Genomic DNA, 13,382 nt, shown 5'->3' with positions numbered 1-13,382 from the left:
CAGCACCGGACAATTCTCCAGACTGTTCCCAACTTTGCCGTTTCGGGAGCATTTGTCAACTCTCCCGCCAGCCTAAACTTTCGGTTCTCTCCGGGTAAAACGGCGGGGCGCGGGTGCAGCGGCACGCTGCCGGGCGGCTTTTTCCGCCTCCACCACAAAGAGCGGCGCAAGCGACAGCGCCGCCACAACCGCCCACTGCCGGCCCGTCAGCACCGCCGTTTTAAAAACCGCCGCGAGCGGCGGCACCGCGATGACAGCCGCCTGAAGAAAGACGCAGGCGACGGCCGCCAGAACCAGCTTTGGGTTGGCAAACAGACCGGCGCGGAACACGGAGCTGTCGGAGCGCATATTGAACGTATGTACCACCTGTGAAAGGCTCAGAACGGCAAACGCCATGGTCCGCCCGATAAACGGGGACGCCGGGTCCACGTCGAAAAACGCGCGCCCGATGCTGTACGCCAGCAGGGAAAGCGAGCCGATCAAGCAGCCCTCCACCAGAATATTGTAACCCATTCCCCCGGAAAAAACGCTTTCGCCGCGGCGCACGGGTTTTTGGTTCATCACGTCGCCGCCGATCGGTTCCACGCCGAGCGCGAGTGCCGGCAGGGAATCGGTGACCAGGTTCACCCAGAGAAGCTGGATCGCGAGAAGAGGGCTGGGCAGCCTCAGCAAAAATCCGACGAACACCGTCAGAAGCTCCCCGATATTGCAGCTGATCAGAAAATGCACGGTTTTGCGGATATTCTGATAAATCCCGCGCCCCTCCCGGACGGCCGCGACGATCGTGGCAAAGTTGTCGTCGGTCAGGATCATGTCGGAAGCGGCCTTGGCCACGTCCGTCCCGGAAATCCCCATCGCGCAGCCGATGTCCGCCGCCCGCAGGGCCGGGGCGTCGTTGACGCCGTCGCCGGTCATCGCCACAACCTCGCCGCGGGACTGGAACGCCCGGACAATGCGCACTTTATGCTCCGGAGAAACACGGGCAAACACGGAGAGACGGCTGACCTTTCCACTCAGTTCCGCGTCGGACATGCGGTCCAGCTCCGGACCGGTCACAACATTTCCGGCGCTCTCCGCGATCCCGAGGCGGACGGCGATCGCCGCAGCCGTCGCCGCATGGTCTCCGGTGATCATGACCGGGCGGATCCCGGCCTGTTTGCACATCCTGACGGCCCGCTCCGCCTCCGGGCGGGGCGGGTCGATCATTCCGACCAGCCCCAGAAAAACAAGGCCCTGTTCGGCCTCCTCGGCACTCTGCGGGGGGCGGTCCGCGTCACGGCAGGCAACGCCGAGCACCCGCAGCGCCCGCGACGCCATCTCCTCGTTTCTGCGCTCCATCCCCTCGGTTCCGGACGAGCAGTACCGCAGCAGGACGTCCGGCGCGCCCTTAGTGACGATCCGGCAGCGCCCGCCCGGCAGACGGTGCACGGTGGTCATCCGCTTGCGCTCGCTGGAAAACGGGAACTCCCTGACGCGGGGAAACCGCTGCTCCAGCCTGCCGGGATCGGCGGACGCCGCGCGGACTAGGGCGGTCTCGGTGGGATCCCCCCGGAGCTTGCCGCCGGAACTGACGCAGTTCGTGCAAAGTGAAGCTGTTTCCAGCAGCAGCCGGCCTTCCGCCGAATCCGCCGCGAGCCTGCCCGCTGCACTCTGCAGCTCCACGACCGTCATGCGGTTCTGCGTCAGCGTGCCCGTTTTGTCGGAGCAGATCACGCTTGCGCTGCCGAGCGTCTCCACCGCCGGCATTCGCCGGACGATCGCCCGTTTCGCCGCCATGCGCCGGACTCCGACGGCAAGCGTGACGGTGACGACCGCGGGCAGCCCCTCCGGGATTGCGGCGACGGCAAGGCTGATGGCGATCAGGAACATCTCCAGCGGGTCTATTTTCTGGATCAGCCCCATGATAAAGATCACAAGGCAGATGACGAGCGCGCCCGCGCCCAGCATGCGGCCCGTCTGCGCCAGCTTTTTCTGGAGCGGAGTCTGCGGCGCGGCCTCCCGGCCGATCATGTGCGCGATCCTGCCGACCTGCGTGCTCATGCCGGTCTCCACGACGATCCCGCGCCCGCGGCCGGCGGTGACGGAACTGGTGGAATACAAAAAATTATGCCGGTCGCCCAGCGGCGTTCCGGCCGGATATACGGAATCGGCGTCCTTTTCCCCGGGGAGGCTCTCCCCGGTCAGCGCGCTTTCCTCCGCCTTCAGGTCCACCGATTCGGTCAGGCGGAGATCCGCGGGCACCAGGTCGCCCGTTTCCACCGCGACAAGGTCGCCGGGGACCAGCTCCTCCGCCGGGATTTCGAATTCCTTTCCCGACCGGATGACGCGGGCCTTCGGGCTGGAAAGCCTTTGGAGCGCCTCGATCGCCCGTTCCGCCCGGCTTTCCTGGATCAGCCCCGTCACCGCGTCGACCGCGACAATAATCAGGATGATAATCGCGTCGATATAGTCGCTGTCCCGCTGGAGCCAGGAGGTCACAAACGAAACGCCCGCCGCAATGAGCAGGATGATCACCATAAAATCGGAAAGCTGAGCCACAAAGCGGAGGAACAGGCTTTTCCTTTTCGGCCGGGTCAGCTCGTTGTTTCCATACTCGCGCAGCCGCTCGGCCGCCTGCGGCGGCGTGAGACCTTTCCGCAGGCTGGTTTTCAGTTTTTCCGCACAGTCTTCTTTTGTCAGGCTCTGCCATTCCAATCCGTATCATCTCCTGTTTTTTATATAAGTATATTCGCAAGCCGCGGAAAATATGGTATAATAATCACTGAACAACTCTGACCGGAGGAACAGGAATGGATGTCAGAATCATCAGATATGTTCAAACTCACTGCCATAACCGAATCACCGATCTTATTTTTCCGCTGCTCTCCAGGATCGGCAATGCCGGCGCAGTCTGGTTGGCCGCCGCGATTCTTCTGGGGTACAACAGGCATACCCGCAGCTTTGCGTTCATGCTGTTTTTTTCCATGGTGCTGGCGCATATCATCAGTCAGATTTTAAAGCCGATCATCGGCAGGCCCAGGCCGTTTGTGCGAAGCCCAGGCGCGCGCCTGCTGATTCACACCCCGGGCGGCTATTCGTGCCCGTCCGGGCATTCGGCTTCTTCTTTCGCAGCCGCGACCGTCATCTGGCTTTTCAGCAGCCGGTTCGGCACGGCCGCTTTGATTCTTGCGCTGTTAATTGCTTTTTCCAGGGTCTTTCTCTTTGTGCATTATCCTTCCGACACGATTCTCGGTTCATTACTTGGCGTATTATGCGCATTTATTGTCATTTATTTATACAAATTGTAAAATTTAACTTTAATTCCTGTACACAATATCCATTTTACTTTTGTAAAAAAACGATATATCTTGCGTATTTCTTATTTTGGCACCAAAATTAGAGCTTTTTCGCTTGATAATCTCCTTTATGTGAATTATCATATTACCATAATCAGGTAAAAGGTGATCAATATTCACAGAGAGGATGGTGGTGCATGTTCAGATTTGTGGGGTGCGCAGATATCCCGGGTATCTGCCTGAAGTATTATGTATATGGGGATCGCAGGAAAGGATATGGAATTAAAATCATCCGTTCGGAAGACGACTTTGTAGGGCTTTTCGTCTCAAGAAATCTCTTCAAGGTTCTGGACCTCGCAAGCCAGCTCCGTCGCTGTAAAGTTTTTCCTGAAAATCTTTGCGAAATTCTTGAGGACCTGGCGTATGGCAGCTGCTCCGATTGACAAAACAGATTCACTCATTTATAATGTTTAAAAAAGATACTGACGTAAGGAGTGGCAAAATGAAAAAATATGTTTGCACCGCGTGCGGTTATGTATATGACCCGGCGAATGGCGACCCAGAGCATGGCGTAAAACCCGGAACCGCGTTTGAAAACCTGCCGGACGATTGGACATGCCCGGAATGCGGAGCGGGAAAAGACATGTTTGAACCTGAAGACTGAGGAAAGAAGTCTGCTGCTGTTATGAGCGTCAAGAAATTAACGGAAAGCGTCTATTCCGTGGGCGTTTTAAATCCGGGCATGCGTGTTTTCGACATTATTATGCATGCCGAATACGGAACAAGCTACAACGCCTACCTGATTACCGGCGAAAAGAACATTCTGGTCGATACGGTTCTCGAATCTTTCTTCGATGAATACCTTGAAAACATTCAGAGCATAGTGGAAATTTCAAAAATCGATTACCTGATTGTAAATCACACGGAGCCAGATCATTCCGGCTCCATCGCTAGACTTCTGGACCTGAATCCCAACATCGTCGTCTATTCCACTTTTTCTGCGAAGAAAAACCTCACCGCGATCATGAACCGGGAATTTCAAAGCGTAGTTGTCAAGCAGGGGGACAAACTGGACCTTGGCGGACGGGAACTGGAATTCATCGTCGCTCCGCTGCTGCACTGGCCGGATACCATGTTCACCTGGATGCCGTCCGAGAAAGTGCTGTTCACCTGCGATTTTCTGGGATGCCATTACTGTGAGCCGACCCTGAAGGACTCGTCGGTCCATTATCCGCAGCAATACTGGGATGAATTTGAAAATTATTACAAATGCATTATGGCACCGTTCGGGCAGAACGTCCTCGCGGGGCTCGACAAAATCGAGGGGCTCCCCGTCGAGCTGGTCTGCACCAGCCATGGGCCGTGCCTGACGGACAACATCCGGAAATGCAAAGAGCTTTACCGCAGGTGGAGCACGCCCGCGCCCCGGGAGAAAAAAATTGTCGGGATTTTATATGCGTCCGCCTATGGCTACACGGGCAGGCTCGCCTGTGCGGCCGCAGAAGAGCTGCGCAAAAATGAATCGCTCGACGTGCGGCTGGTCGACATTGTTTTTGAGCCGTTTGAAAAATCCGCGGAGCTTGTCAACCGGGCGGACGCCCTTTTGGTGGGTTCCTGCACCATTAACCGGGACGCCCCGAAAATCGTATGGGATGTGCTGGCGAGCATCGATCCGATCAATACCCGCGGGAAACCGGCGGGCGCATTCGGATCCTACGGCTGGAGCGGCGAGGCCGTTCCGATGATGAAAAGCCGGCTGGAACATCTGAAATTCAAATTTGTCGGCGACGGATTGAGGGTAAACTTCATGCCGACGCCGGAGGACCTTTCCTCCGCGCGGGAGTACGCCGAACAGGTTGCGGCTCAGATCAAACCCTGAAATCAAATGCTGATGCCCGGTATGCTGCGTGCTTACCGGGCGTTTTTTATTTCTGCCATTTTTCCGTGGACAGGCAATGGCTGATCATCTTCCCCATCGGTTCAGTCAGAAATTTATTTTTATGCACAACGACTTTGAACTGCCTGGTAAACCGGATTCCATCGACCCTCCTCGCGCAGAGAACACCGGTTTTCACCTCTTCCTCAACCGTGCGGCGTGAAATAACGGAGACTCCCAGTCCCGCGGCGACCGCCGCCTTGATGGTGTCCGTATTGTTGCAGGTCCATGCCGTCCGGAAAGAAAATCCTCCCGCCTTCATGCCGTCCTCAAACGTTTTTCTCGTCCCGCTGCCTTCCTCCCGGATGATAAACGGTTCCCGCTCCAGTTCCTCCGGCCCGACCGAGGAAAGCCGCGCGAAGCGGTGCCGCGCCCCGCAGATCAGGACCAGCTCGTCCTCCAGAAACGGGCGGCTGCAAAGGTCCGGCGACCTGATCTCGCCTTCGACAAGGCCGATATCTGTGGTATCGCGCAAGATCCTTTTTTCTATCCGGTCCGTGTTATCCTCATACACTTCTACCTCCACCGCGGGATTGGCCTCCTGATACCGACGCACAAGCTCCGGCAGAATGGTCGACCCCACCGTGACGCTCACGCCGACGCGCACGATTCCGCTGCCGGCCATGGTCCTCATGCTCGTTTCAATTTCTTCGTTCATGCGCAGCATCTGGCGAGCATAACCGAGCAGCATTTCTCCCTCCGGGGTCAGATACAGTTTTTTCGACAGCCTGTCAAACAGGCGGACCCCATAGAATTTTTCCAACTCCGAAATTGCCTGGCTGACGGCGGACTGCGACACGAACAGGGCTTTTGCGGCGGAAGTCATATTCATTCTGTCACAGACGGCAATAAAAATTTTAAAATGACGAAGTGTCAAACTTCCACAACCTTTCACTTATTGATATAATCAGATATTAATATTTTACTTATCATAAATCAAGGGGTATGATGAAAGAAAAGAAAGGAGAGGACTGTTTGAAAAAATTAGCCGCTGCCATTCCCGGCATCGTTCTGACGGTCGTCATAGCGATTCCCGCCTGGCTGCTTGGGACGGCATTTCCCGTCGTCGGAAGCCCTGTGTTCGGAATTCTGTTCGGCCTTCTGCTGGCCTTCTGGAAAAGGCCCGTCCTGTTTGATGAGGGAGTCCGCTACACATCCAAAAAACTGCTCCAGTACTCGATCATACTTCTCGGCTTTGAAATGAACCTGTTTCACGTGTTCCAGGTCGGCGGCCAGACTTTGATCCTGATGGCGTTTACGCTGACCGCCGCCTTTTCCACCGCTTTTTTCTGCGGCAAAGCGCTGAAGCTGGACGGCAATACGAAGACGCTGATCGGAGTCGGCACGGCGATTTGCGGCGGCTCCGCCATTGCAGCCACCGCGCCCGTGATCGGCGCCGAAGACGAAGATGTAGCTCACTCCATTTCCACCATTTTTTTGTTCAATGTAATCGCCGCTTTCCTGTTCCCGTTTCTCGGGCATCTGATGGGCATGAGCGACCACAGCTTCGGCCTGTGGGCGGGAACCGCGGTCAACGATACCTCGTCCGTCGTCGCGGCGGGCTACTCCTTCAGCAACGCAGCCGGCAATCTGGCGGTCATCGTCAAACTGACCCGCACGCTGATGATCGTTCCGGTCACGCTGGCGCTTGCCTTTTACACCTCCCGCAAAAGTGCGGCCTCCGGCAAAGGCAGCTACGATCTTAAAAAAATTTTCCCCTGGTTCGTGCTTGGCTTTGCCGCCGCTTCCGTCGCTTACACCTTTCTGCCCCTTCCCGCGATTCTCTGCGGATTCCTTTCCAAGGCGGGGAAGTTCATGATCGTCATGGCGATGGCGGCTATTGGGCTGAACACCAATCTGATCAAGCTGATCCGCAGCGGCGTAAAGCCGATCCTGCTCGGAGCGGCCTGCTGGGCTGTCCTGTCCCTGACCTCGCTTGGGGTTCAATACGCATTTCATTTATAAAATTTTTAAACCGAAAGGACCGCGGGCAAATGCCCGCGGTCCTTTCGGTTAGTTTTATGATGCATATCGTTGTACTCTTAAAATTTTCAGGCCCAGCCCCACTGCTTCAGGAGCTTCCAAGTGGCCGAGCTTTCATCTGAAAAGACATAGTTCCCGCCGTTAAGGTTGACTTTTCCCTCGTATCCGCCGAGCAGCGCCTTCAGCTTTTCGCCCGGTTCAAAATTTTCTCGGTAATCCACGCCGATATTGAGGTATTCCGACGGCTGTGGCGATTCATAGCTGCGGTTAATCTTTCCGTCAAGAAAATCCTGAAGGATTGCTTCCTGAAACTGCTTCGCTTTTTCCACATCGGGCACAAAAGTTTTGCTTTCCACCTTGCCGGTATAAACTTCGACATTTTTAATGTTTTCCGGTGACAGATAGAAGATCAGGTCGCTGGTCTCCACAAATTCCCGCATGCCGTTCAGCTTGCTATAGGCGGGAGCCAGTATTTTCTCCAGATTCATCTGATCGGAATAGCTCCGGTAGCTTCTTGTGAAGACGCTCCCGTCTTTCATCCGATAGGAGAGCGTCAGGCTGTTGCCCATGTTTTTCTTCAGGGTATAGACAGACCCGGAGCGGTACTGCCGGATCAGATCCTGATGAATCCCGACCACCGTCTTGATGTTTTCCTCCTGACGGATGGCTGGAGACAATGTATAGATCCGGTTGCGGAAGTTTTCATTGTAAACCAGCTGGCTGCCGGACCCGGTCCAGTAGCTGTCCGAATTGATTCCGATGCTTTCCACCTGGGAAGCATCGGGTACCCGCGTGTCGTAACCGAACAGCCCGGTGCACAGCACCCCGTAGAAAGCGACAAACGCAACGGCAAAAACGCCGTACCACGCAAAGCTCCCTTTCATTCTGTGGAACCCGCGGGAATAAAGCGCCTCGACGATCACATGCGCCGCGAGAGAGCCGAAGATCACGCCGATGAAAAAGTTTGTATTCGCGTTCGCAGTGCCGCAAAGGAACAGGCCGAACCCGAGTCCTCCGACCGCCGTCACCAGGAATCGGACCAAAAGTTTCGGCAGCGGGAACGCGAAGTTGTCCTCCGCCGACTCACTTCTTCTCCTGTGATACAGCAGGACGGAACCGCTCAGCAGCAGCCCCGTCATGGCGAGCCACCAGACCAGGAACCAGAGGGACTGAAGCTTCATCACGGCGGCAAACGCCGCGGCGAACGGTGCGAAGGCGGTCAGGACGGCCAGATGCTGAAAAGCGTCTCCGGGAAAGCCGGGCAGCAGCATCCCGGCAATTTTGTAGACACAGAAGATCAGAAGCGGATAACCGGCGTTAATGCCGAGGGCCGAAAGCACCGCGTCCAGCGTCGTGCCGGTGCAGATCATCATGAACATGCAGAAGGTGAACGCCGCCGCTCCCATCAGCAAAACCCACAGCATCAGCGCAAGCGGCGTCTGATACCCCGGCATCACCGAAACGCCGTAGGCCGCGCCGATGATCCACAGGGAAAGAAAATCGAGAATCACAGGCACAGACAGAATGGTCAGGCCCGCGCACCAACGGCCGAGCAGCAGGGATTCCCGGCTGACCGGCAGCGCGTGGAAAAGGTCCACGCTGCGCTTTTTCTGCATGTAGCCGAACAGGCTGATACAGAGGATGGCGCAGAACAGCAGGACGATCGCCGCCGCGAGAACCGGAGCCACGCTGCTGGCCACGCTGGTATAGCTCCGCGAAAGGTCTTCCAGTCTCTCCGCCTGCGACAACCCGGCCTGCCGCGCCAGGGAATCCGCTTCGCCCGGCAGGGTGACCAGCAGAATCAGCGGATTTGCCAGAAACAGAAGCAGCGCGAGAAGGGCCGCCATGCCGAAGTTCTTTCTCAGCGACCAGAAATAGGTCTGGCGAAACTGAGCGAATGCGTCAGGAGAGGATGTTGTTGATGTCATAGCCGGCCACCTCCATTTCACTGATAAAGACCTCCTCCAGCGTCAGCGGGAGCGCTTCCGCGAAAAGAGGATGCAAAGATTCCAGTTTTTTCATCGTTTCTTCCTGTCCGCCGCGCACCACAAGATTCAAAAGCGAGCCGTGCGTTCCCCACTGAAGGATCTCAAGCGGCTCAAACGCGCTTTTGTCCGGCATCGGGCGGAACGCCGCCTGGACCTTGCTCACGCCGAGCCGCAGCGCGTCGATGTCCTTCTCGAACAGGATTCCGCCCTTGTGAAACAGTCCCACATGGTCGCACAGGTCTTCCAGTTCGCGCAGATTGTGCGACGCGATGATCACGGTCATCCCGTGCCCGGAAACCTCCTCGGAAATCAGCTTTTTCAGCAGCTGCCGCATCACCGGGTCCAGGCCGTCGAAAATTTCATCCATCAGAAGATACTCCGGGTGCGCCGAAAACGCGCAGATCAGCGCGGCCTGGCGCTGCATTCCCTTGGAAAAGTTGGAAATACGCTCTTTTTTGCCGACTGGGAACAGCTTGCAGAGATCCTCAAAGCGTTTCCCGTCCCATTTCGGATAGATTCCCGCGTAAAATTTTGCCATATCGGTCAGCGTGGCCTGCGGCAGAAAATAGGGGTAATCCGGGATAAAACAGATCTTGGACTTGACCTCCGAATGTTCAAACGGTTCCCCGCCGTCCACCAGGATTTTCCCCCCGTCCGGGAAATAAATGCCCGCGCAGGTGCGCAGAAACGTGGATTTCCCCGCGCCGTTGGAACCGACCAGCCCAAAAACGGAGCCGCCGCCGATGGTGAACGTCACTCCATCCAGCGCGGTTTTGTCGCCGAATTCCTTTGTCAGATTGTCGACCTCAATCATGGCGATCCTCCCTTCCCTCATAAGCGCCGGATATCTGCGCCAGAATTTCTTCTTTTGCCACTCCGCAGGCGGCCGCTTCCGCCGCCGCGTCGCGCACTTTTCCCAACGCCAGTTCCTTTCTGAGCCTGACGGCGGACTCGTCTCCTGCCAGAAACGACCCCTTGCCCTGCACCGAAAAAATGATTCCGTCCCGCTCCAGCATCTGATACGCTTTCTGTACCGTGTTGGGATTTACGCCGAGCTCCTGAGCAAGCGCCCGGACGCTCGGCAGGGCTTCCCCCTGCTCCATCGCGCCGAGAGCGGCCATCCGCGTAATGGACCTGTAGAGCTGCTCATAGATTGGCAGCCTGCTTTTATAATCCAGCACGAACATCCTGATCACCTCGCTGTACCTACTGTATTATTAATGTTAGTACAGTCACAGTATAACATCCCTTTTCCTCTTTGTCAACGGTTAATTTATTGAAAACGCTTCATCCTTTGCATTCTGCTCCCAAGGTAAGCAAAAACTCCCCCGAATACAATATTCGCGTAGTAGGTGATGATGCGCCAGAGCAGAATGGCGGGGAAAATCGCCGTCGCCCCGAAATAAAGGCTGAAGAACAGATAAAAGCTGCTTTCCGCTCCGCCGGAGCCGCCCGGAAGCGGCACAAACGCGGAAACCATCGCCACGAAAACCTGAGCGGCGACCATGGTGGTGACAGAAGCCCCATGCATGTTAAAGCTGCGGTAAATAAAAAACGGAATCAGGCTGTTCAGCGTGATCTGCAGCACCGTGGAAACCATGACGCTCAGGTAAAGCGGCGCGGAATTCCCCATCAGCTTGGAAGCGTCGTGAAACACCTGAAGCTGGCTGTGAATTTTCCGATAGCGCTCCTCCGGGTGGCGGCACAGCTTCATCCGGTGCAGCAGGGAAAGCGAGGAACGGAGGATCCGGTCCGTCGTTTTTTCGCTGACGATGAACAGAACCACCACCGCGATGAAAATGCAGTTGGTAAAAAGGCCGATCACGGTCAGAAACGCAAAGTTGGTCACGCTGGTTTGAAAATAGTGGAGCTTCAGCGCAACCATCAAAAGCGCGTACAGAACCATTACGACCTGATAAATCAGGGTTTTCACCGCGACGACGGAACCGGCCATGCCGGTGTCCATCCCCATATTGCTGAGCGTGTACATCTGCATTGGCTGGCCCCCGGTGGCAAACGGGGTCACCGCGCTGTAAAGGAAACCGATCATACCCGTCGAAAAGGAATCAGAAAACCTCCACCCGCTTTTCAGGTGCCGGCAGAGCAAATTGATTTCATAGCCTTCCAGCAGCCAGCAGGAAACCGCGGCCAGCACTGCGGCGAGCAGCCAGGAACGGCGAAGCGTTTTCGAGATGCGAGCCAGTGTCTCGATCCCCCCGCCCATGGTAAACAGAAAATACAGCAGGATGCTGATGGAAAGGATCAGGGTGATTGCCACAAAAAGATTCTTTCCGAACTTTTTCTTTTTTTCCGCCATACTTTAACTCCATAATCCATCGTTTTTCCGACTATAACTTATATATTTTATAACATCCTGCCCGATTATACAAGTCGAATCGAAATCCTTTCCTTACCTGCGGTCTCGGAATTTATTTTTTAAGGCCGATTTTAACTGTATTTTTCAAATTTGGCAAAAAACGCCAGCCTGTGACAGTTTTATTTCTCTACGCTTCACCGTCTTTTGTCTTTTGCATAATATGTGATAAGAAACATCCAGTTTCGCGAAAGGAGAAACATTATGCTAGACCATGGAAAAGCTTCAAATAATGTGATGTCAGAATATAATAACAGTGCCCAGAACGCACCGGAAGCGGCGGGGAAAGCCAACACCGTAAAAACGTATGGCAGCAACGGCGGGGTGGTTTCCGAATACTCGAGCGGCCGGAATCCCAAATCGGGCGGAGCCGTGTCCCCGGCAGTTACCGGCAGCAACAGCGGAGTTGTCTCCGAATACTCAAGCGGGTGGAACCCCAAATCGGACAGGGCGGTGTCCCCGGCCACCTCCACAAACAGCGGCATGCAGGACAAAATGAACAGCATGGTGTCCACGGCCACCTCTTCGAACAGCGGCATGCAGAATCAAATGAACAGCATGGTGTCCCCGGCCACCTCCACAAACAGCGGCATGCAGAATCAAATGAACAGCATGGTGTCCCCGGCCACCTCCACAAACAGCGGCATGCAGAACAAAATGAACAGCATGGTGTCCCCGGCCACCTCCACAAACAGCGGCATGCAGAATCAAATGAACAGCATGGTATCCCCGGCCACCTCTTCGAACAGCGGCATGCAGAACAAAATGAACAGCGTGGTGTCCCCGGCTACCTCCACAAACAGCGGCATGCAGAATCAAATGAACAGCATGGTATCCCCGGCCACCTCTTCGAACAGCGGTATGCAGAACAAAATGAACAGCATGGTGTCCCCGGCCACCTCTTCGAACAGCGGCATGCAGAACAAAATGAACAGCATGGTGTCCCCGGCCACCTCCAAGGACAGCGGCATGCAGAATCAAATGAACAGCATGGTATCCCCGGCCACCTCTAAGGACAGCGGTACGCAGAATCAAATGAACAGCATGGTGTCTCCGGCCACCTCCAAGGACAGCGGCACGCAGAATCAAATGAACAGCATGGTGTCCCCGGCCGCCTCCAAGGACAGCGGCATGCAGAATCAAATGAACAGCATGGTGTCCCCGGCCACCTCCAAGGACAGCGGCATGCAGAATCAAATGAACAGCATGGTGTCCCCGGCACAGACCATGAAAGCAAATAATTTTGTCAGCGGTCAGGGATGCACGAAGAACCGGACGCGTTTCCCGGACGAAACCCCATACGCGATGGCATATGTTCCATTCCAGCAGTTCGATACGACCTATCCCGCTGAGCGGGGGTTGGATTACGGAACAATTTTTCCCGAATTGAATAAACCATTTTTGGGCGGAGGGATGAAAAAATGAACGAACGCCAAGATCTGATGCGCAAAATCAACGCAAATCAGTTTGCGATGTGGGAACTTCACATCTACCTCGATACCCATCCGGGCGACTGCACCGCGGCCGCGAAGATGGAGGAATACCGGAAAATCACGGATGATCTTGTGGCGAAATACGAGGCGGCCTACGGGCCGATCAACGAAACCACCCAGAACACCAACCGTTGGGCCTGGATTGCGGAACCGTGGCCCTGGGAACTAAACGAGGAGGAAAAATAAATGTGGATTTATGAGAAAAGACTGCAGTACCCCGTAAAAATTACAACTCCGAACCCGGCGCTTGCAAAACTGATCATATCGCAATATGGAGGGCCGCATGGTCTCCGGGTATGACAGGAAACTTTCCGTTTGATGCGGCATAGGATT

The 13,382-nt window shown here is 55.6% G+C and carries 13 protein-coding genes and 1 pseudogene; 8 read left to right on the top strand and 6 right to left on the bottom strand.

The features are described 5' to 3' along the window. Nucleotides 1-72: 72 nt before the first annotated feature. Nucleotides 73-2,694 (bottom strand): calcium-translocating P-type ATPase, PMCA-type, encoded by a 2,622-nt coding sequence (locus VA597_RS01120; protein WP_243112576.1) that lies wholly within the window; start codon nt 2,692-2,694, stop codon nt 73-75. A gap of 95 nt (nt 2,695-2,789) precedes the next feature. Between VA597_RS01120 and VA597_RS01115 the strand changes: the two genes are divergently transcribed. From VA597_RS01115 to VA597_RS01100, 4 genes are all read left to right on the top strand, one after another. Next, nucleotides 2,790-3,287, top strand: coding sequence for a phosphatase PAP2 family protein (locus VA597_RS01115; RefSeq protein ID WP_128741217.1), 498 nt, complete (start codon nt 2,790-2,792; stop codon nt 3,285-3,287). Between the two features lie 185 nt (nt 3,288-3,472). Continuing rightward, nucleotides 3,473-3,718: a DUF6514 family protein gene (locus VA597_RS01110; RefSeq protein WP_128741216.1), complete on the top strand. Its 246-nt coding sequence runs from the start codon at nt 3,473-3,475 to the stop codon at nt 3,716-3,718. Nucleotides 3,719-3,777: 59 nt separating this feature from the next. Further along, nucleotides 3,778-3,939: a rubredoxin gene (gene rd, locus VA597_RS01105; RefSeq protein ID WP_128741215.1), complete on the top strand. Its 162-nt coding sequence runs from the start codon at nt 3,778-3,780 to the stop codon at nt 3,937-3,939. A 21-nt stretch (nt 3,940-3,960) separates the two neighbouring features. After that, complete coding sequence (locus tag VA597_RS01100) at nt 3,961-5,154, top strand: FprA family A-type flavoprotein (protein ID WP_128741214.1); 1,194 nt, start codon at nt 3,961-3,963, stop codon at nt 5,152-5,154. A 46-nt stretch (nt 5,155-5,200) separates the two neighbouring features. Here VA597_RS01100 and VA597_RS01095 read toward each other — a convergent pair whose 3' ends face one another. Next, nucleotides 5,201-6,088: a LysR family transcriptional regulator gene (locus tag VA597_RS01095; RefSeq protein ID WP_128741213.1), complete on the bottom strand. Its 888-nt coding sequence runs from the start codon at nt 6,086-6,088 to the stop codon at nt 5,201-5,203. Between the two features lie 98 nt (nt 6,089-6,186). On the opposite strand from VA597_RS01095, the gene VA597_RS01090 reads away from it, so the two are divergent. Then, nucleotides 6,187-7,176 (top strand): YeiH family protein, encoded by a 990-nt coding sequence (locus tag VA597_RS01090; RefSeq protein ID WP_243112575.1) that lies wholly within the window; start codon nt 6,187-6,189, stop codon nt 7,174-7,176. Between the two features lie 86 nt (nt 7,177-7,262). Here VA597_RS01090 and VA597_RS01085 read toward each other — a convergent pair whose 3' ends face one another. The 4 genes from VA597_RS01085 to VA597_RS01070 form a co-directional block, all read right to left on the bottom strand. Then, nucleotides 7,263-9,122: an ABC transporter permease gene (locus VA597_RS01085; protein WP_128741212.1), complete on the bottom strand. Its 1,860-nt coding sequence runs from the start codon at nt 9,120-9,122 to the stop codon at nt 7,263-7,265. Then, nucleotides 9,097-9,996, bottom strand: coding sequence for an ABC transporter ATP-binding protein (locus VA597_RS01080; RefSeq protein ID WP_128741211.1), 900 nt, complete (start codon nt 9,994-9,996; stop codon nt 9,097-9,099). Before VA597_RS01080 ends, VA597_RS01085 begins: the two co-directional genes overlap by 26 nt. Then, entirely contained in the window at nt 9,989-10,369 is a 381-nt protein-coding gene (locus VA597_RS01075; protein ID WP_128741210.1) for a GntR family transcriptional regulator, read from the bottom strand. Before VA597_RS01075 ends, VA597_RS01080 begins: the two co-directional genes overlap by 8 nt. An 86-nt stretch (nt 10,370-10,455) precedes the next feature. Then, on the bottom strand, nt 10,456-11,499 hold the full coding sequence (locus VA597_RS01070; RefSeq protein WP_128741209.1) for a lysylphosphatidylglycerol synthase transmembrane domain-containing protein: 1,044 nt from the start codon (nt 11,497-11,499) through the stop codon (nt 10,456-10,458). Between the two features lie 294 nt (nt 11,500-11,793). Between VA597_RS01070 and VA597_RS01065 the strand changes: the two genes are divergently transcribed. From VA597_RS01065 to VA597_RS01055, 3 genes and pseudogenes are all read left to right on the top strand, one after another. Then, on the top strand, nt 11,794-12,981 hold the full coding sequence (locus VA597_RS01065; RefSeq protein ID WP_326974941.1) for a spore coat associated protein CotJA: 1,188 nt from the start codon (nt 11,794-11,796) through the stop codon (nt 12,979-12,981). Beyond that, a complete protein-coding gene (locus tag VA597_RS01060) occupies nt 12,978-13,235 on the top strand; it encodes a spore coat protein CotJB (RefSeq protein ID WP_128741208.1) in 258 nt (85 codons plus the stop codon). Before VA597_RS01065 ends, VA597_RS01060 begins: the two co-directional genes overlap by 4 nt. Then, nucleotides 13,236-13,337: pseudogene (locus tag VA597_RS01055) on the top strand (manganese catalase family protein); the annotation flags it as partial. Between the last annotated feature and the right edge of the window lie 45 nt (nt 13,338-13,382).

Origin of the sequence: Caproicibacter sp. BJN0012 (genome assembly GCF_035986805.1) — a bacterium.
Taxonomy (GTDB): domain Bacteria; phylum Bacillota; class Clostridia; order Oscillospirales; family Acutalibacteraceae; genus Caproicibacter.
Note: the sequence above shows the minus strand (reverse complement) of the source record. Positions and strands in the feature narration are given on the sequence as shown.

Bases quoted from the DNA above. Each gene is read 5' to 3' on its own strand.
- VA597_RS01075 (WP_128741210.1), bottom strand. From the start codon at position 10,369: ATGTTCGTGCTGGATTATAAAAGCAGGCTGCCAATCTATGAGCAGCTC.
- VA597_RS01100 (WP_128741214.1), top strand. From the start codon at position 3,961: ATGAGCGTCAAGAAATTAACGGAAAGCGTCTATTCCGTGGGCGTTTTA.
- rd (WP_128741215.1), top strand. From the start codon at position 3,778: ATGAAAAAATATGTTTGCACCGCGTGCGGTTATGTATATGACCCGGCG.
- VA597_RS01060 (WP_128741208.1), top strand. From the start codon at position 12,978: ATGAACGAACGCCAAGATCTGATGCGCAAAATCAACGCAAATCAGTTT.
- VA597_RS01110 (WP_128741216.1), top strand. From the start codon at position 3,473: ATGTTCAGATTTGTGGGGTGCGCAGATATCCCGGGTATCTGCCTGAAG.
- VA597_RS01115 (WP_128741217.1), top strand. From the start codon at position 2,790: ATGGATGTCAGAATCATCAGATATGTTCAAACTCACTGCCATAACCGA.
- VA597_RS01065 (WP_326974941.1), top strand. From the start codon at position 11,794: ATGTCAGAATATAATAACAGTGCCCAGAACGCACCGGAAGCGGCGGGG.
- VA597_RS01085 (WP_128741212.1), bottom strand. From the start codon at position 9,122: ATGACATCAACAACATCCTCTCCTGACGCATTCGCTCAGTTTCGCCAG.
- VA597_RS01070 (WP_128741209.1), bottom strand. From the start codon at position 11,499: ATGGCGGAAAAAAAGAAAAAGTTCGGAAAGAATCTTTTTGTGGCAATC.
- VA597_RS01080 (WP_128741211.1), bottom strand. From the start codon at position 9,996: ATGATTGAGGTCGACAATCTGACAAAGGAATTCGGCGACAAAACCGCG.